The organism is Klebsiella africana (genome assembly GCF_020526085.1).
GTDB lineage: Bacteria > Pseudomonadota > Gammaproteobacteria > Enterobacterales > Enterobacteriaceae > Klebsiella > Klebsiella africana.
The window spans coordinates 1,802,705-1,819,896 of record NZ_CP084874.1; the positions used below are offsets into that span (position 1 = coordinate 1,802,705).

A 17,192-nucleotide genomic window follows, 5' to 3' on the forward strand; every position below is an offset into this window, starting at 1 on the left:
CCACTATGCAGTTGCGAAACAGACGTTGTGTGGTGACGGGGGCGGCAAGTGGTATCGGCGAGGCTATCGCACTGCTTTTTGCCGGCGAAGGGGCACGACTGATACTCACCGACCGGGACCGTAAAAAACTGGAAGGGGTGGTACAGCGTTGTCGGTTAATTGGGGCGCAATGTTATGGCGTGGTGGCTGACGTTGGCGAGGTCGACGGGGCAACGGCTGGCGTGGATGCCTGCCTGGGGCACTATGAGGGGATTGATGTTCTGGTCAACAATGCGGGCATGCTTACCCAGGCTCCCTGCACCGATATCACCCTGGAGATGTGGGAAACCATGATGGCCGTCGATCTGCGCAGCGTGTTTCTGGCCTGCCAGCGAGCTCTGCCAGTGATGTTGAGCCAACGCTGGGGGCGTATTATCAATATCGCTTCTCAACTGGGCATCAAAGGTGGGGCAGAGCTGTGTCACTATGCGGCCGCTAAGGCTGGTGTAATTGGCCTGACGAAATCACTGGCGCTGGAAGTCTCCAGCCACAATGTGCTGGTAAACGCTATCGCACCCGGACCGATTGAAACCCCGCTTATTGAGGGGATCCACCAGGCGTGGAAGACGGCAAAAACGGCGGAGCTGCCACTGGGGCGCTTTGGGCGAGCAGAAGAAGTTGCGCCGGTGGCGCTGCTGCTGGCCAGCGAGCCAGGGGGAAATCTGTTCGTTGGCCAGACGCTGGGGCCAAATTCGGGTGATGTGATGCCTTGAGGAGTAGATGATGTGCGGAGTATGCGGCCTGCTTGATAACGGGCCGCAGTGGAGCGATCCGCTGCGGCAGGAAATTCCCCTACGCCAGCTGCGCCTGCGGCAGCTGGCATTACTAAACCGTACGCTGAAGCCCTGGCGCCTCTCGCTGACGGAATTTCATGGTCAATGGCTGCTGGCCAGCCCGACGGGACAACAGGTGCTGGTTCACTCTCTGGATCGGTTGTGGAAAGAAGCAGAGAAAATGCTGCATCAGGCGATCGATCCGCTCGATGATGCCTGGTTAGCCTCGCTTGAGGCCAAAGGGGAAGCCTATGCCTGCTGAAGAGAAATTACCCCTCCATGTGCTGAGCGGGTTTCTGGGTAGCGGTAAAACAACGCTGCTGAAAAACTGGCTCACCCGGCAGGACGTGAACGACATTGCTCTGCTGGTGAATGAGTTTGGCGAGGTCGGGATCGACCATCATCTGCTTCACGAAGTCGCGCCGGATACCGTGTTATTGCCGAGCGGTTGCGTATGCTGTCAGATTCGGGGGGAATTGCAGGCCGCTCTGCTGGCGCTTTATGAACGGCGGGCGCGCGGCCTGATCCCGCCGTTTCGCTATGTGGTTCTGGAAACCAGCGGGCTGGCCGATCCGGCTCCCATCTTATCGACGCTTCTCCACGATCGTCAGTTGCAGAGCCATTTCACGCCAGGGACGCTGGTCACACTTGTCGATGCGGAACATGCCCACCGTCAAGCCGATCTTCAGCCCGAGTGGCTGGCGCAGGTGACGGCAGCGGACAAACTGCTGGTGAGTAAGAGCGATCGCGTTGCCCCCGAGGAGACGGTGACACTCCAGCAGTGGCTGCGTCAGCTTAATCCGCTGGCGGAAGTGGGCACTACGCGGCTGGCGCAGGATAGCCTGGACTGGCTGTTCCGAAGTGAAGTGTTTCGCGGCTCTCATGAACAACGTTTCCGCTGGTTAGGGTCATGTGCTGACAACACGTTTTCGTTGCTGCCAAAGCGCGATGGTGGGGCGCATCCCACGACAGAAACGTGCGTGATTTCGCTTGAGCAGTCGCTAAACTGGCCCGCTTTTGCTATCTGGTTATCCATGCTATTACATTGCCATGGTGGCGCGGTGCTGAGAATGAAAGGCATTTTGCGCGTGAGCGACAGCGATAGTCCGGTGGTTATTCATGGTGTACAGCATACGTTGCATCCTCCGGTGCATTTGGATGACTGGCCGGGAGCGTTAAGCCGTTCAACGTTGGTATTTATATTACGTGGACTGGAGGCGCATCGCTTGCAGCAGGCCTTTAGCCGCTTTATGCAAGTATTACAGGAGTCCTGAAGGGATGAGTTCTGCGGCGATTATTTCTCCCCCATTAACGCTTCGGGTTTTGGGCACATCGGTGACGTTACTGGAGATATTGCGCGTTCGCGCTGAGCAGGAGCTAGGGATCAAGATCGAATACCTGCTGCATAGCGTGGAAGATGCCCAGCGCATCGCGGTTATGCAGCCTGAAAGTTACGATCTCTATGACCAGTGGTTTCATAATATCGATTTTGTCTGGCCGGCACGTGCTATTCAGCCGCTGGAGGTGAAGCGGCTGAAATATTGGGACGAGGTAAACGAACTGGCGAAGCAGGGCACCCTGAACGGCGTTGTCGCCGATGGCAGTGTACCGTCCCAGCGCTTGTACGTTCAACGGGATCGCCATTTAAGCAGCCAGCCGAGCGATCTCATCAGTATGCTGCCATTGACGCATAATGCCGATAGCTTTGCCTATCATGTCGACCGTCTTCCCGAGGCGCTTCAGCAGGAAGAAGAGAGTTGGGGATGGTTGCTGCATAGCGCGCTCACTGGCGCGGTCGCTCTGCAGGAGGATGCGGCTATGGGAGGGATCGATGCCGCTCTGGCTATGCAGGGCGCGGGGATGGCGCAGTTTGCCGATATTGGCAATCTGACACTGGAAGAGATCGATGTTTTGACTCAAGGATTAGCCCATCTTAATCGCCAGGGACATTTTGCTGCATTCTGGTCGTCCCAGGATCAGGCATGCGATTTAATCGATAATCGATGCGTTGAGGTCCAGAGTTTATGGGCTCCCATCTATTTCCGGCGCCATTTCCATCAGCGAGGCTATAAAATGGCGCGCCCACGAGAAGGCTATCGGGCGTGGTATGGCGGCATGTCGCTGTCTCGCTGCGTGACCGGGAAGGTAAAAGAAGCGGCCTATGATTACCTTAACTGGTGGCAGTCTGGTTGGCCCGGCGCAGTAATGGCCCGGCAGGGATATTATATTTCCAACCCGCAGCGGAGCCGCGCTTGTCTGTCGCAGGCCGAATGGGATTATTGGTATGCAGGAAAACCGGCCGCTGAATTACTCCTGGATGCCTCTGGCGCGCCGCTGATTCCTGCGGGTGAACGTCGGGATGGTGGAAGCTACGAGCAGCGGATGGGACATATTGCGGTATGGAATTCGGTGATGGATGAACATAACTATCTGACGCGACGCTGGCAGGAGGCTCTAATGCGCCGCTAACCCTTATGCGGCCGGACTGGCCAGAGGGGAGGCCGGTCTGATGAAAGCTCAAAAGCAAAAAGCCTGCTCGAAAGCAGGCTTTTTAAATTTGGCTCCTCTGACTGGACTCGAACCAGTGACATACGGATTAACAGTCCGCCGTTCTACCGACTGAACTACAGAGGAATCGTGTGAACGAGGCGCATACTACTGGTCCCGCATTTTTGTGTCAACACTAAAATTAACACGCTGATTCAAATGGCTAAATTTAGCTCAACACGTTGTTTTAGTGAACAATACGTTGTTCGTCTTCATCCTGCAGGCCATTCTCACGAATACGCATTAGCGGGTCCTGCCGGTAAAACTGGCAGAAACGCTGCCACAGGGCCGGGAAACGAGGCGCAAACAATTCGGGGGCACTGAAAAAATATTCCGATAGCACGGCAAAACATTCCGCGGGATCGGTCGCTGCATAGGCATCAATGCTGGCCGCGCTCTCTCCCACCAGGTCTATCTCATCCTGAATATTGTTCATTGCCGCGTGGAGATCGTGTTCCCAACCGGCAACCTCGCGCAGCGGGATCAGAGGCACGCCGCTGGCCCGATCGCCGTTTCGCGTATCAAGCTTATGCGCCACTTCATGCACTACGAGGTTAAAGCCTGAGGCATCAAACGAGTCCTGAATATCCAGCCAGTTCAGCACCACTGGACCCTGCTGCCAGCTCTGTCCCGATTGTACTACCCGTTGATTATGAACCAGTCCAATATCATCTTCCCATTCGTCATCCACCACAAACGGGGCAGGGTAGATGAGTACCTCATGGAAACCGTCCAGCCACTCGATACCGAGCTCAAGAACGGGCAGACAAAAGAGCATAGCAATGCGCGCCTGGTGCAGCGGGGTCAGCTCCAGCCCCTGTAATGCCACCAGCCGCTTTTGCTGTAAAAAACGGGCTGCCATCTGCGTAAGCTTCTGCTGCTCAGAGGGCGAAAGATGGGCTAAAACCGGAATGGCAAGCGCTTGCTCCCAGGGCATCTCTGCGTTGCCGGACTCATCATCTGCTTTCCAGGGCCATTTAAACATCATATTGCTCGCAAAGTCGTCACTTGAACACGATTACCGAAACAGATGCTATTAAAATGCCAAAGATCCTGGCATTATAGCAACCATCACAGCGGAGAGATGCCGGAGCGGCTGAACGGACCGGTCTCGAAAACCGGAGTAGGGGCAACTCTACCGGGGGTTCAAATCCCCCTCTCTCCGCCACTTTTTCCTCGTAAGACCATTCCCCTTCGATGATTCCGTTAGCTTCAGGTATAACGCCCGTGCTGGGGTATCGCCATCATCATCGTCCTGGTTTCAGCGTAAAACGCCTGCGCGCCTGATCCTTTTGTGTTTTTACCGCTGAATGTTGCCCGAACGAGTTTAAACGCATCATAAAGAGGGAAAGTGCGCCTGGAAAGCGGCAATGTCGAAAAGAGTGATCTCAACGGAGCGGGAACAAGAAAAAGCCCGCTGAGCGCGGGCTTAGATGGGGATTAGAACTGATAGACCAGACCGAGGGCGACGATGTCATCGGTCGCGATACCGCTGTTTTTGTAGAAGCGGTCGTCTTCATCCAGCAGGTTGATTTTGTAATCCACATAGGTGGACATATTTTTGTTGAAGTAGTAGGTCATGCCGATATCGACATACTTGACCAGATCTTTGTCGCCGTAGCGAGAATAGGTGTAGAGATCTTTACCCTTCGACTGTAGATAAGCCACAGACGGACGCAGCGGTAAATTAAAGTCGTCGAACTGATACTGCGCGACTACTTCGAAGTTCTGCGTCTTGTTGGCAATCCCGCCAAAACTATCGTTGCCGTAGAAGGTCATGTTGCGAGTTTCAGCATACATGGCGGCCAGATAGATGTTGTTGGCATCATATTTCGCGCCGACGGTCCAGGCATCGGCTTTATCGCCATTGGCGTAGCGGTGGCTGCTACGAGCTTCTGCCAGCTGGTTATGAGTACGGTCAGAAGACGAATAGGCTGCACCGAAGCTGATGCCCATATCGAGATCGTAGTAGCTGGAGATACCGAAACCGTCGCCATTTTCCCGCGCCAGTTTACGATCACCGCCGTTATTAGTGCCTTCGCCAGAACCGGCGTTTTCATTATTACCCTGATACTGCAGGGCGAAGTGCAGGCCATCGACAAGGCCGAAGAAGTCGCTGTTACGATAGGTGGCCACGCCGTTGGTACGGCCGGTCATGTAGACGTCGGTCTGGGTGTAGGTATCGCCGCCAAATTCCGGCAACATATCGGTCCAGGATTCAATGTCGTAAACCACACCGTAGTTACGACCGTAATCCAGTGAGCCCCAGTCGGCAAACTTCAGACCGGCAAAGCCGAGACGGGTCCAGGAATTCGCGCCTTCTTTTTCGGTGGTGTTTGCCTGAATATTGTATTCCCACTGACCGTAGCCCGTTAATTCTGAGGCAATTTGTGTTTCGCCTTTCAGACCAAAGCGAACATAAGTCTGATCGCCGTCCTCTGAAGTGTCGTCAGAGAAGTAATGCAGGCCGTCGACTTTACCGTAGAGGTCCAGTTTGTTGCCGTTGTTGTTATAGATTTCCGCGGCATTAACGGCGTTGGCCATTAAGAGTGCCGGTACTATGAGTGCCAGTACTTTTCTTTTCATTATATATTCCCTTTTAATAATAATTGCTATGAATTATGACAATCCCTCCGGAATGACTATCAGATACTAACGACTAAGTTCTTTTTTATTTAAAATAAAATATGTAAATAAATGATGTAAAATATTTCCAATTATTTCAATATGGTTCTTTATATTAAAATTAAATATTTCCATCCAACCTATAATTTTCATATATAGCAATACTTTATTGAATATCTAGTTGGTTGTTGTTAATTTTATGAAATGGATTGTATAAATTATATGCAAAAGAGTTATTCATTATGGAAATTTATTTTTTGTGAATGGAAATAACCAGATAATTATTAACTCAGCTTGCGTTATTTAAAGAGTGAATAGCTTCAAGCGTACGGGGAAATAATCAAGACACCTCTTCAGTCTGTGCGCATTGGCAGCAGAAGTCGCGAGATGGTGCAGAAGAAAGAGATGAAACTGCTGCCTGTGACGCGTGTTGGCGGTATAATGTGATGCTAGTCACGTTTTAGGTGGCGGTAGTGTGTTGTGTCACGGAGAGGAAAGAGATGGAAGAGCAGGCAAAACGCAGCCCCGGAGGGAAGCTCGCGTTATGGGCGTTGTATGCTTTTTGCGGATACTGTATCTGGGTCATTGTGCGTTACTGGTGGGTGGTTGGCAAAATTCAGAGCGTTCCCGGCGCCAGTGTGGACGGCGATTTTGGAACCACGGCAGGGAAATGGCTGGGTGCGCTGTTGGGCATGCTAGTCCTCGGCGGTATTGGATCCATCCTCGGCGCGGTCGTCTGGTATACCCGGCCATCCCGCGGTGGGCAAGATAATCCGCGGTAAAGTTGCTATGCTCGGGGCTGACCTTCATATAGAGGAAAGCTTATGGACCTGGTTGACTGGCAGCAACGATTTGAGCACTGGATACTCACGCATCACACGCAGGATGATGCCGCGCACGATCTGTCCCATTTTCGTCGCGTCTGGGCCACGGCCATTCAGCTGGCCGCGGGTGAGGAGGTCGACCGGCTGGTACTTCTCACGGCTTGCTATTTTCATGACATCGTCAGTCTGCCTAAAAATCATCCCGAGCGAAGCCGCTCCTCAATGATGGCCGCTGAGAAAACCCTCGCTATTTTGCAGTCGTCATTTGCTGATTTTCCCGTGGAGCGTTACCCGGCGGTGAGCCATGCAATTGAGGCGCACAGCTTCAGCGCGGCGATCCCACCGCGCACGCTGGAGGCGAAAATTGTCCAGGATGCCGATCGGCTCGAGTCGCTGGGCGCTATTGGCCTGGCGCGGGTCTTTGCTGTCGCCGGCGCGTTGAACACCATCTTATTTGATGCCGCTGATCCCTTTGCCGACCAGCGGGCGCTGGATGACAGAAAATATGCTCTCGACCATTTCCAGTGCAAACTCCTGCGCCTGCCGGAAAGCATGCAAACAGTCAGAGGCAGAGCGATGGCCGAGCATAATGCGCGCTTTCTCGTCGAATTTATGGCCAAGCTCAGCGCGGAGCTGCAGGGCGAGCCGCTGGCGCTGGATGAAGCGGTTTTACGCCGCTTTGCACCGCAGGCGTCAACCGACCATTGATTTATGGTACTCTCTGCAAAAATCGTCCGCGCTGGTTGAGGATATGCCGCAAAAGTTAATTAAGGAAAACAGGTCGTTGTCGTTGGCAGAGCAGGCCGGGATAGAGGCTCAGGCGCTGCTGCGTCAGCTGATGACGATCTATGATGTGAAAACGCTGGTCGCCGAGCTGGTAAGCGTCGGGGAGCAGCACTGGAGCGCGGCAATCCTCAAGCGCGTAGTGACGCTCAACCGCGCGGCGGAACGTTTACGTCCGCAGGAGATCGCCCACCTTGCAACACTGCTGCCGGCCCCGCCTGCTCATCATCCGCACTATGGGTTCCGTTTTGTCGATCTGTTTGCCGGCATCGGCGGGATCCGCAGCGGTTTTGAAGCTATCGGCGGACAATGCGTCTTTACCAGCGAGTGGAACAAGCACGCCGTGCGTACCTATAAGGCTAACTGGTACTGCGATCCGCAGCAGCATCGTTTTAATGAAGATATCCGCGATATTACCCTCAGCCATCGTCCTGAGGTCAGTGACGAGGAGGCGGCACAGCATATTCGTGAAGCCATTCCTCAGCATGACGTGTTGCTGGCCGGCTTTCCCTGCCAGCCTTTCTCACTTGCCGGGGTGTCCAAAAAAAATGCCATGGGCCGCGCCCACGGTTTTGCCTGCGAAACCCAGGGAACACTGTTTTTTGATGTGGTGAGAATTATCGCTGCCCGTCAGCCGGCTATTTTTGTGCTGGAGAATGTTAAAAACCTCAAAAGTCACGATCAGGGGCGCACTTTCCGCATCATCATGCAGACGCTGGATGAGCTGGGCTATGAAGTGGCTGACGCGGGGCATATCGGGCCGGATGATCCCAAGGTGATCGATGGACGCCATTTCTTGCCTCAACACCGGGAGCGTATCGTGCTGGTGGGTTTCCGTCGCGATCTGCAGCTGCATGAAGGATTTACGCTCCGCGCCATCGCGGCGCAGTACCCAGCGGTGCGGCCAACGTTTGGCGAGCTGCTGGAGCCGACGGTCGATGCAAAATTTATCCTCACCGCGGTGTTGTGGAAATATCTTTATCGTTATGCCCGCAAGCATCAGGCGCGGGGCAATGGTTTTGGTTATGGCCTGGTTGACCCCAGCAACCCCCACAGTGTGGCCCGGACGCTGTCTGCCCGCTACTATAAAGATGGTGCCGAAATTCTTGTCGATCGCGGCTGGGACCGGGCGCTGGGTGAGAAGCACTTTGACGATCCGCAAAATCAGCAGCGGCGGCCTCGCCGGTTGACACCGCGCGAGTGCGCCCGGCTAATGGGCTTTGAATCGCCGCAGGGGACGCGTTTTCGCATTCCAGTATCGGATACCCAGGCCTATCGCCAGTTCGGCAATTCGGTGGTGGTTCCGGTCTTTGCCGCGGTGGCGAGACTCCTGGCGCCGCGCATCGCTCAGGCGGTGGCGCGTCGTGAAGCGGATGATAACGATGGCGGATGTTCACGATAAAGCCACCCGCAGTAAAAATATGCGGGCTATCGCCACGCGCGATACGGCGATTGAAAAGCGGATAGCGGCGCTGCTGACGGGGGCGGGATTCACCTTTGTCGCCCAGGATCGCGCGCTGCCGGGACGCCCCGATTTCGCTTTACCCGACTACCGTTGCGTTATCTTTACTCACGGCTGTTTCTGGCATCACCATGACTGTTATCTGTTTAAAGTACCGGCCACCCGGACGGCATTCTGGCTGGATAAAATCGCCGGCAACGTGGCGCGCGACGCCCGCGACCGGCAACATCTGGCAGAGCAGGGCTGGCGGGTACTTATCATCTGGGAATGTGCCCTGCGCGGCCGGTTGAAGCTGAATGATGAGGCGCTCACCGAGCGTCTTGAAGAGTGGATCTGCGGCGCCGGGCATGACGCGCAGATCGATACGCAGGGGATCCGCGAGCTGGCGCTTACTTCGACGCCTTACAAGGGGTAGCCTTGCTGCCGGCGGGGAAGAGATATTTCCCCAGCGTTACCAGCACCACGGCGAAAATAATCAACGCCAGCGCCAGCCACTCGATGAGTGACAGGCTCTCGCCACCGAACCCCGTGCCGAGGAGAACCGCGACCACCGGATTAACATAGGCGTAGCTGGTGGCCACTGCCGGGGTGACATTGCGGATTAAAAACATGTAGGCGTTGATGGCGATAAGCGAGCCAAAGATAGCCAGATAGGCCAGAGCGGCAATCCCTGACCAGGAGGGCGCCTGGGTTAAGGTTTCTCCGGTTAGCCAGGAAGCGGCCAGCAGGACGATCCCGGCGGCAAGCATCTCGATAGCGCCCGCCATCATGCCGGTCGGCAGCACGATCCGCGACCCGTAAACCGAGCCGAAGGCCCAGCTTAATGAGCCGATCAGGATCAGCAGCGCGCCCCAGGGGTTGCCGTTCAGATTGCCACCACTGTTTAGCATCACGATACCCGCCAGGCCAATCGCAATGCCCAGCCACTCCAGTTTACGCGTGGCGATGCCAAAAAAGCGGCTGAAGCACAAGGTGAACAGCGGAACGGTAGCAACCATCACCGCCGCGATGCCGGAGGGGACATGTTGATGTTCAGCCAGGGTGACGAAGCCGTTGCCGACGGCAAGCAGTAAAATTCCGATAAGTGCAGCGTTAAGCAGCGGCCGCCATGCCGGCAGTTTATGACCGGTGGCCAGCAGCCAGCCCAGCAGCAGCACGCCGGTGGAAAGGAAGCGAATGCCGGCCATCATGAGTGGCGGCCAGCTGGCGACGCCGACGGCGATGGCAAAATAGGTTGAGCCCCAAATGATATACAGCGCAAACAGCGCCCCGATAAGCGGTAACAGCTGACGGGTAGACATACTTCCTCACGACGGTGCAGAGATAGAAAGGGGACATATAGTAAACGTGAAAACAATCGTGCTGGCGAGCGCTTAATTTGCGTGAGCTTGTTAAATTTATATTGACTAGTTGTACCTTGGGCACCGGCCGTTTTTTAACGCATACTCGAGGGAGACATTGATGAAAAGAGAAGGAAAATCATTTTGGCAGGAAGTAGTCTTTTAACGTTACTCGATGATATCGCCACGCTGCTGGATGATATTTCTGTGATGGGCAAGGTCGCGGCGAAAAAAACGGCGGGGGTGCTGGGTGACGATTTGTCTCTCAATGCCCAACAGGTTACCGGGGTGCGGGCGAATCGCGAACTGCCTGTGGTCTGGGGAGTGGCAAAAGGGTCGTTCGTTAACAAAGTGATCCTCGTGCCACTGGCTTTGTTGATCAGCGCCTTTATCCCCTGGGCGATTACTCCATTGTTGATGCTGGGCGGTGCGTTTCTCTGTTTCGAAGGGGTGGAGAAGGTGCTGCACAGTCTGGAGGCACGCAAGCACAAAGAGGATCCCGAACGGCGGCAGCAGCGTCTTGCAGCGCTGGCGGAGCGCGATCCGTTGGCCTTTGAGCGTGACAAAGTCAAAGGGGCAATTCGCACCGATTTTATTTTGTCCGCGGAAATTGTCGCCATCACCCTCGGCATTGTGGCGGAAGCACCACTGCTAAATCAGATCCTGATCCTCTCCGGCATCGCCATTCTGGTCACCATCGGGGTCTATGGCCTGGTAGGCGTGATCGTCAAGCTGGATGATATGGGGTACTGGCTGGTGGAAAAGCGTGGCACGCTGGCGCAATGGTTGGGCAAAGGATTATTAGCCGTGGCTCCCCGACTGATGAAAGTGCTCTCTATCGTCGGCACGCTCGCCATGTTCCTTGTGGGGGGGGGGATTGTGGTTCACGGCATCGCGCCGCTACATCATGCCATTGAGCACTGGAGTGCGGGTCTGGGTGGGGTGATAGCCTCCTCGCTGCCGGTCATCGCCAATCTGGTGCTGGGTTTTATCATTGGTGCGGTGGTTCTGGCGGGAGTGAAGGGGGTTAGCCGTCTGCGTCAGTCCCTAAAATAACGCGTCAGGATGCTCGGCGTCGTGTTATCTACCCCTGGAAACAAAGCGCCGGGAATGCCAGGCGTTTCAGTGCGCCCGCAGGCCAAAGCGCCTGGGGCGCGGATGCTGTCAGGTTTGCGGAACGTACTGCGAGAAAATGATGGATAAGTCACTGCGGTTGACGTTGAAAAAGCTTCATCAACTGACTCGTCCATCGCATGTGGTCAATGTGTGCTTTATCGTGGTGCTGTTTTGCTCCACACTGCTGATTTGGCGCGAAATCAACGTCCTGGAAGAGGCCTACGTGGCCAACCAGCGTAACAATCTGGCGAACGTCGCTCATGAAATGGACGGACTGCTGCAGTTCAACATCGACAGAATGATGTTTTTTCGGCATGGGATGCAGGCTGCTCTCGAACAGCCGCTCGATATCGACGTCTTGCGTAAGGCCAGCCAGCGCTATCTGAGTCAGCGCCGTCTGGAAGCCTGGCGGGTGGCACTGCCAAATCGCCGAACGCTGCCGGTATTTGGCGTCTCGGGCAGTGTCGTCAGCAACAATCCAATGCTGTTAGCAGACGATCCTCTGGCGGCGGATGAGCTGATGGCCACTCTTGAGCTGGGCTATCTGTTGAATCTGACGCAGCATGACCGCGATTTCGCTGAGCGGATGCAGTATATCTCCCGCAGCGGTTTTTTCACCTCGACCCTGCCGCTGCGGGACGAGTCGCAGGTGATGGCCCACTATTCGCAAGCCGTCAACGCCCTCTGGTTTACCCGACAGACCCAGCGGAATAATCCCGGGCGAGGCGTCATCTGGCAAACTTTTCCTGATGATGACCCACAACTGGAAGAGCAGGTGGTCACCGCTTCGATACCACTGGATTTTGCCGGTTACTGGCGCGGCGTGCTGGCAATGGATTTCTCGGTCAATGAGATAAAAGCGTTTTTGGTCAGTGCCATGCAGGGAGGACAAGAAGGGGAGTATCAGCTCTATGATAGCCATTTGAACCTGCTGGCTTCTTCCGCGCCGGGAAATGTTCTCACGTTGCTCTCACCGCGGGAACAGGAGCTACTCAGCCGTGCGTTTGCCCATGATAACCAGGGGGGGCTGCGTCTGCTGACGCGCTATATCAGTTGGACCAAACTACGGAATTTTGACGGCGTACTGCTGAGGGTTCATACCTTGCGGGAAGGCGTGCGCGGAAATTTTGGCACCATCACCATCGCTTTGACCCTGATGTGGATCCTGTTCACGCTGATGCTGTTGCTCTCCTGGCTAGTGCTCCGCCGCATGGTCCGTAATATGAGCGTCCTGCAGACCTCTCTGGAATGGCAGGCCTGGCACGATGCGTTAACTCGTCTGCTCAATCGCGGGGCGCTGTTTGAGCAAGCGATAACGGTAGCCAGGGCCTGCCAGCGCAGCGGACGGCCGCTGGCGGTGATCCAGCTCGACCTGGATCACTTCAAGGGCATTAACGATCGCTATGGTCATCAGGCGGGCGACAGGGTGCTGTCTACGGTGGCCAGCACGCTTGCCAGCACGGTCCGGGAGGGTGATCTGCTGGGCCGGGTTGGTGGGGAAGAGTTTTGCATCGTGATGCCGAATACCACGCTGCGGGAAGCGGCGGCGGTGGCGGAGCGCTTACGCCTGCGTGTTCAGGGCCGGGAAGTCTTTTTGCATAATAACGTGACGCTGCGGGTCAGCGCTTCGTTCGGAGTGAGCGCCAGCGAAGAGCAGGGAGAGTATCAATTTGAAGCATTGCAGTCGGTTGCCGATCGTCGACTCTATCAGGCCAAGCAAAATGGGCGCAATCAGGTCTGTTTTAGTGGCGAAGCGTGAGTAAAACGTTTCGATCCTGGTGGCAAAAGTGAGAATTATCTTAAAGTGAGTGCTGGCGAAACCACTATCGAATGAAACCGGTTTGCGACGAACCCTTTCGGCATCAGCCTTGCAGGCGTGCCTATGGCAAAGCGCCTACATTCTCAATAATTTGCGTCATGAATATCGCTTGTCATGCAAAATAATTGAGGATAATGTTTCAACGCATCGGATTTCTCGGTGTAACGAATTTTCAAGTGCTTCTTGCATTAGCAAGTTTGATCCCGACTCCTGCGAGTCGGGATTTTTTTCAACCGCGTTTAACGGTTGGCTTCACTGGCGCTGAAATCGTGAATATCGAGCTCGAACGCCTCCGCCAGCTCGCGCCAGGTATGAGCGCCCCGGCCATCGATGCTGGCACGATGCGGGTCATCCAGAGTGCGATGGACCTCACTTTCGCTGATTTCATTTATCGCTGCCAGCAGGGCATCCACATTGACCTCATCGTCATCCACGACCTGGCCTGCCAATCGAGTCTTCATCATTACCCCCTCGCTGAGCGTTGCTCACGCCACTTAAAGTATAGCCGGTCTAAAAAAACGGCAGTCATTGGCCACAACGCTGCGAGTTGTGCGGTTTTGTTCTACACTGGCTGAAAAATAGAGGAGATGAATTATGCAGGTGAACGATCGTGTGACAGTGAAGACCGACGGTGGTCCACGTCGGTCGGGCGTAGTACTGGCAATTGAGTCGTTTAGTGAAGGAACGATGTATCTGGTTTCGCTGGAAGACTATCCGCTCGGGATTTGGTTTTTCAATGAAATAGGGCACCCGGATGGGATCTTCGTAGAAAAAGAAGCCTCGTAAAACCGGACTGGCGGCATCACCGCCAGTTTGTTTCAGCGCATATTCACCTGAATACCTGAAGTAATGTTCTCGGTGAGCCGAACGATATGGTAAATAACTTGTTTATTATGCGTCTGGATTTTCTTTTTAATATTGCCTTTATGTGATGATACCGTCTTTGCCTTGATGTTCATTTGCGTTGAAATATGCGTTGTCCCATGTCCGGCCATCCACATTTGCAGCATATTTGATTCTGTCTTGCTCAATGACAAGGTGGGTAAATTTAACTGCCCCAGGCTACTGTTTTTGCATTTGAGATAATTAACCAGAATGACATCAAGGTCTTTTGGCGTTATCGATTTTGAACTGATCAGCAGGTTCTTACGTACCCGTAGATAGCGGTCAAAATGGATGTTCGCCAGCGACATAAAGATAACAAACAGCGTGGTCGGATTTTGCACGATGATCTGACGGATAATCGTATTACTTTCATCGTCATGCACAAAACAGTCTTCATTAAGAAATATCACTGCCGGACGACGCGCCGCGCACTGGTTAAGCAGTTCTGTAGCGGCATGGACCTCAACGATATCTTGCTTTTTTATACCCCGGCTAGTCAGGTATCCCGTTAATCCTAACCGGGTATAGCTGCACAAATCCATAATCATCGTTGACATGACCCATCCTCAATCAACACGTAACGATATTCACTTCCCAGTGGTGACGGGAAGCAGTCCTTGTGGGCGGCAATAATAGTAGGTTTTAGAAAGAACCCATTAGTTCCTTTAGACTATTCCGCATCCATGCATATAATTTGCCAGGAAAACTCTTAAAGTAAAGTCGAGAACAGGTAGTGTGAGCGAATTAAAAACAAAAAGTGCCCATAGATGCTATGGTTACGCCCTTGTTAATATTTTATTTTCAGAATTTCCTTATTTCAAATGAAAGGCATCATGCTAGTGCAGACTGTGTTCAGGGTTTCACTAACGTCGGGGCTGGAAGGCTTAACGCTTTAATGCCACAATACTTTTTTATCGGCTTGTGGGATGAATGATGAAACAGTTAGTTTTTGCGGGCATGGTCGTGGCGCTGGCCGGATGTGTGCAGGTTGATCATTACGACGACGTCGTTAAAGCACCAGCGCCGGCCGGTCTCGAGGGCTACTGGCAATCGAAAGGGCCGCAGAGCGAAATGATGAGTCCGGACGCGATTGCCAGCCTGATTGTCACCAAAGAAGGGGATACTTTCGACTGCCGCCAGTGGCAGCGTGTGATCGCGCAACCGGGTAAACTGATGAACCGCGATAGTCAGATCTACAACGTGACGGCTTCCCTGGATATTTATCCGATCGAGCGCGAAGGCAACACGCTGTCCTATGATCGTATGACGCTGACCCGTGTTGAGCGCCTCACTCCCGAGTGTGAAAAGGCATGGGCGAAAGCGCGTGCGACAGCGCCCATCAGCGCACCAGCCTCGGTGCGCTGAGGCTCCGGCGGGCCGCTCTGGCCCGCCCGACACTTCTCTCATCACAGCACAGCTTCCATTACCCACACGCTGACACTCCCCCCGTTACAGGTAAAGGTCGCGCAGCCATCGTCGTCGGTTTCTACAATCTCTTCCCGGTTACCGAGAAAATCCCGCCAGCGTTTGTTGCCGTAATTTTCGCCCAGCGTCAGGGTCTTTTCCCCCTCATCACCATTAGACATGACCACCACGCAACCAGGATCCTCGTCGGTGCCGCTGCGGCTGAAGGCAATACAGTTAGGGTGATCGAACCAGAGCGTTTGCACGCCATGCGCAAAGCGCTGACGGGCGTCGATCAGTTCGTGCAGTTGCTCAATAACGGGCATCTCTATAGCGTAGGTTTGCCCGTCGCCACCGGTATCTTCATAGGACGCGCCGAAGAGATCGGCATAGAAGACCGAGGGCACCCCATTTTCACGTAATAAGATCAGGGCATAGGCCAGCGGTTTAAACCACGGTTCAACCGGCGCCTCGAGGGCCTGCAGCGGTTGTGTGTCATGATTGGTGACCAGGGTGACGGCATGGAACGGATCGGCTTCCACCAACGTTCCGCTGAAAATCTGGCTCATGTCATAATCACGCCCCTGGCGCGAGGCTTCATGAAATTTCATCTGCAGCGGGGCATCAAACAGCATCGTCTTGCCCTCGACCAGGTCGATATACTGCTGCAGCTTCTCCACTTCATGGGACCAGTATTCCGCCACAATAAACAACGGCTGCGGCGCCACCTCCTGAACGTGTTCGATCCACGCTTTGTAAAACCAGGCGGGAATATGCTTCACGGCATCAAGACGAAAACCATCGCAACCGGTCTGCTCCATCACCCAGCGCGCCCAGTATTTGATCTCCTCGGTGACGGCATGATTGCGAAAATCGATATTGGCACCCATCAGGTAGTCAAAGTTACCCAGCTCATCATCGACCTGTTCATTCCATCCCTCGCCGGTGTAATCGTTGACGATTTTAAACACGCCGTCTTCCGTCGGGTTTTCGATGTGGTCAATGCCGCTAAAACATTTGTAGTCCCAGACAAACTGGGAATACTGACCGGCCCGTACCGGAAAGGTGTAACGAGTCCATGCTTCGCACTCAATGATCTCTTCATCAATCTGGGTGCGGTCCTGCTCATCGACGCGCTGGACCCGTAGCGCTTCTTTTTCATCGGCGCCCATTTTATGATTCACCACCACATCCAGCAGCACGGCAATGTCGTGCTCCTTCAGAGCGTTTATGGCCGCCAGCAACTGCGCTTTATCGCCATACTTGGTGGCGACAGACCCTTTTTGATCAAACTCGCCGAGATCAAAGAGATCGTAGGTGTCATAGCCGACGGAATAACCGCCTGAGGCACCTTTGTAAGCGGGGGGCAACCAAACCATATTGATGCCAATTTCATTGAGACTGGGGGCCAGCGCTTCGACCTCAGGCCACAGCTCGCCGCCGGTGGGGTAGTACCAGTGAAAACATTGCAATAAGGTGGGGTTTTTCATCTTCCATGCTCCAGACGTCAACAGGCTGACCTTTGCAGTATGGGAGATATCCAGCAAAACGGGTGAAGAAAGGCCTGATTTTCGC

At 54.3% G+C, this 17,192-nt stretch carries 18 protein-coding genes and 2 tRNA genes; 13 read left to right on the top strand and 7 right to left on the bottom strand.

Annotated features, from left to right (window positions below):
* Positions 1–5: 5 nt before the first annotated feature.
* The 4 genes from LGL98_RS08680 to LGL98_RS08695 are packed head-to-tail and all read left to right on the top strand — an operon-like array spanning position 6 to position 3,281.
* Entirely contained in the window at positions 6–752 is a 747-nt protein-coding gene (locus LGL98_RS08680) for an SDR family NAD(P)-dependent oxidoreductase (RefSeq protein ID WP_117125606.1), read from the top strand.
* A gap of 10 nt (positions 753–762) precedes the next feature.
* A complete protein-coding gene (locus LGL98_RS08685) occupies positions 763–1,074 on the top strand; it encodes a hypothetical protein (protein WP_136032148.1) in 312 nt (103 codons plus the stop codon).
* Positions 1,064–2,086, top strand: a complete 1,023-nt coding sequence (locus LGL98_RS08690; protein ID WP_136032118.1) for a CobW family GTP-binding protein — start codon at positions 1,064–1,066, stop codon at positions 2,084–2,086. The genes LGL98_RS08685 and LGL98_RS08690 overlap by 11 nt, the downstream gene beginning before the upstream one ends.
* Before the next feature lie 4 nt (positions 2,087–2,090).
* Positions 2,091–3,281, top strand: coding sequence for an ABC transporter substrate-binding protein (locus tag LGL98_RS08695; RefSeq protein ID WP_025711149.1), 1,191 nt, complete (start codon positions 2,091–2,093; stop codon positions 3,279–3,281).
* A gap of 89 nt (positions 3,282–3,370) precedes the next feature.
* Here the strand turns inward: LGL98_RS08695 and LGL98_RS08700 are convergent.
* Together LGL98_RS08700 and mtfA are read right to left on the bottom strand one after the other, a co-directional pair.
* Positions 3,371–3,446 (bottom strand) — tRNA-Asn (locus LGL98_RS08700).
* 100 nt (positions 3,447–3,546) lie between these two features.
* Positions 3,547–4,347, bottom strand: coding sequence for a DgsA anti-repressor MtfA (gene mtfA / locus LGL98_RS08705; RefSeq protein ID WP_168435313.1), 801 nt, complete (start codon positions 4,345–4,347; stop codon positions 3,547–3,549).
* A gap of 90 nt (positions 4,348–4,437) precedes the next feature.
* Here mtfA and LGL98_RS08710 point away from each other — a divergent pair.
* Positions 4,438–4,527, top strand: a tRNA-Ser gene (locus LGL98_RS08710).
* A 272-nt stretch (positions 4,528–4,799) separates the two neighbouring features.
* Here the strand turns inward: LGL98_RS08710 and ompC are convergent.
* Positions 4,800–5,945, bottom strand: coding sequence for a porin OmpC (gene ompC, locus LGL98_RS08715; protein ID WP_136032121.1), 1,146 nt, complete (start codon positions 5,943–5,945; stop codon positions 4,800–4,802).
* Positions 5,946–6,484: 539 nt separating this feature from the next.
* Here ompC and drpB point away from each other — a divergent pair.
* From drpB to LGL98_RS08735, 4 genes are all read left to right on the top strand, one after another.
* Entirely contained in the window at positions 6,485–6,766 is a 282-nt protein-coding gene (gene drpB, locus LGL98_RS08720) for a cell division protein DrpB (protein WP_136032122.1), read from the top strand.
* A gap of 42 nt (positions 6,767–6,808) precedes the next feature.
* Entirely contained in the window at positions 6,809–7,516 is a 708-nt protein-coding gene (locus LGL98_RS08725; RefSeq protein WP_136032124.1) for a phosphohydrolase, read from the top strand.
* A 76-nt stretch (positions 7,517–7,592) separates the two neighbouring features.
* Complete coding sequence (locus LGL98_RS08730; RefSeq protein WP_168435314.1) at positions 7,593–8,993, top strand: DNA cytosine methyltransferase; 1,401 nt, start codon at positions 7,593–7,595, stop codon at positions 8,991–8,993.
* Entirely contained in the window at positions 8,974–9,468 is a 495-nt protein-coding gene (locus LGL98_RS08735) for a very short patch repair endonuclease (protein WP_136032128.1), read from the top strand. Before LGL98_RS08730 ends, LGL98_RS08735 begins: the two co-directional genes overlap by 20 nt.
* Here the strand turns inward: LGL98_RS08735 and yedA are convergent.
* Positions 9,443–10,354, bottom strand: a complete 912-nt coding sequence (gene yedA / locus LGL98_RS08740; protein WP_136032130.1) for a drug/metabolite exporter YedA — start codon at positions 10,352–10,354, stop codon at positions 9,443–9,445. The two genes, LGL98_RS08735 and yedA, sit on opposite strands and share 26 nt — an antisense overlap.
* Before the next feature lie 183 nt (positions 10,355–10,537).
* On the opposite strand from yedA, the gene LGL98_RS08745 reads away from it, so the two are divergent.
* Both LGL98_RS08745 and dgcQ read left to right on the top strand, forming a co-directional pair.
* On the top strand, positions 10,538–11,449 hold the full coding sequence (locus tag LGL98_RS08745) for a DUF808 domain-containing protein (RefSeq protein WP_136032132.1): 912 nt from the start codon (positions 10,538–10,540) through the stop codon (positions 11,447–11,449).
* Between the two features lie 139 nt (positions 11,450–11,588).
* Positions 11,589–13,268 (top strand): cellulose biosynthesis regulator diguanylate cyclase DgcQ, encoded by a 1,680-nt coding sequence (dgcQ, locus tag LGL98_RS08750; protein WP_136032152.1) that lies wholly within the window; start codon positions 11,589–11,591, stop codon positions 13,266–13,268.
* A gap of 299 nt (positions 13,269–13,567) precedes the next feature.
* On the opposite strand, the gene LGL98_RS08755 is transcribed toward dgcQ, so the two are convergent.
* Positions 13,568–13,789: a DUF2525 domain-containing protein gene (locus LGL98_RS08755; RefSeq protein WP_136032155.1), complete on the bottom strand. Its 222-nt coding sequence runs from the start codon at positions 13,787–13,789 to the stop codon at positions 13,568–13,570.
* A 133-nt stretch (positions 13,790–13,922) separates the two neighbouring features.
* Here LGL98_RS08755 and dsrB point away from each other — a divergent pair, with 133 nt between their 5' ends.
* Entirely contained in the window at positions 13,923–14,114 is a 192-nt protein-coding gene (gene dsrB, locus LGL98_RS08760) for a protein DsrB (protein ID WP_012541227.1), read from the top strand.
* A 32-nt stretch (positions 14,115–14,146) separates the two neighbouring features.
* Here dsrB and rcsA read toward each other — a convergent pair whose 3' ends face one another.
* Positions 14,147–14,770 carry a transcriptional regulator RcsA gene (gene rcsA / locus LGL98_RS08765; protein WP_136032134.1) on the bottom strand — a complete coding sequence of 208 codons (624 nt, stop codon included), beginning with the start codon at positions 14,768–14,770 and terminating at the stop codon, positions 14,147–14,149.
* A gap of 373 nt (positions 14,771–15,143) precedes the next feature.
* On the opposite strand from rcsA, the gene yedD reads away from it, so the two are divergent.
* Entirely contained in the window at positions 15,144–15,578 is a 435-nt protein-coding gene (gene yedD / locus LGL98_RS08770; RefSeq protein ID WP_168435315.1) for a lipoprotein YedD, read from the top strand.
* Positions 15,579–15,619: 41 nt separating this feature from the next.
* Here yedD and amyA read toward each other — a convergent pair whose 3' ends face one another.
* On the bottom strand, positions 15,620–17,107 hold the full coding sequence (gene amyA / locus LGL98_RS08775) for an alpha-amylase (RefSeq protein ID WP_136032136.1): 1,488 nt from the start codon (positions 17,105–17,107) through the stop codon (positions 15,620–15,622).
* Positions 17,108–17,192: the final 85 nt, after the last annotated feature.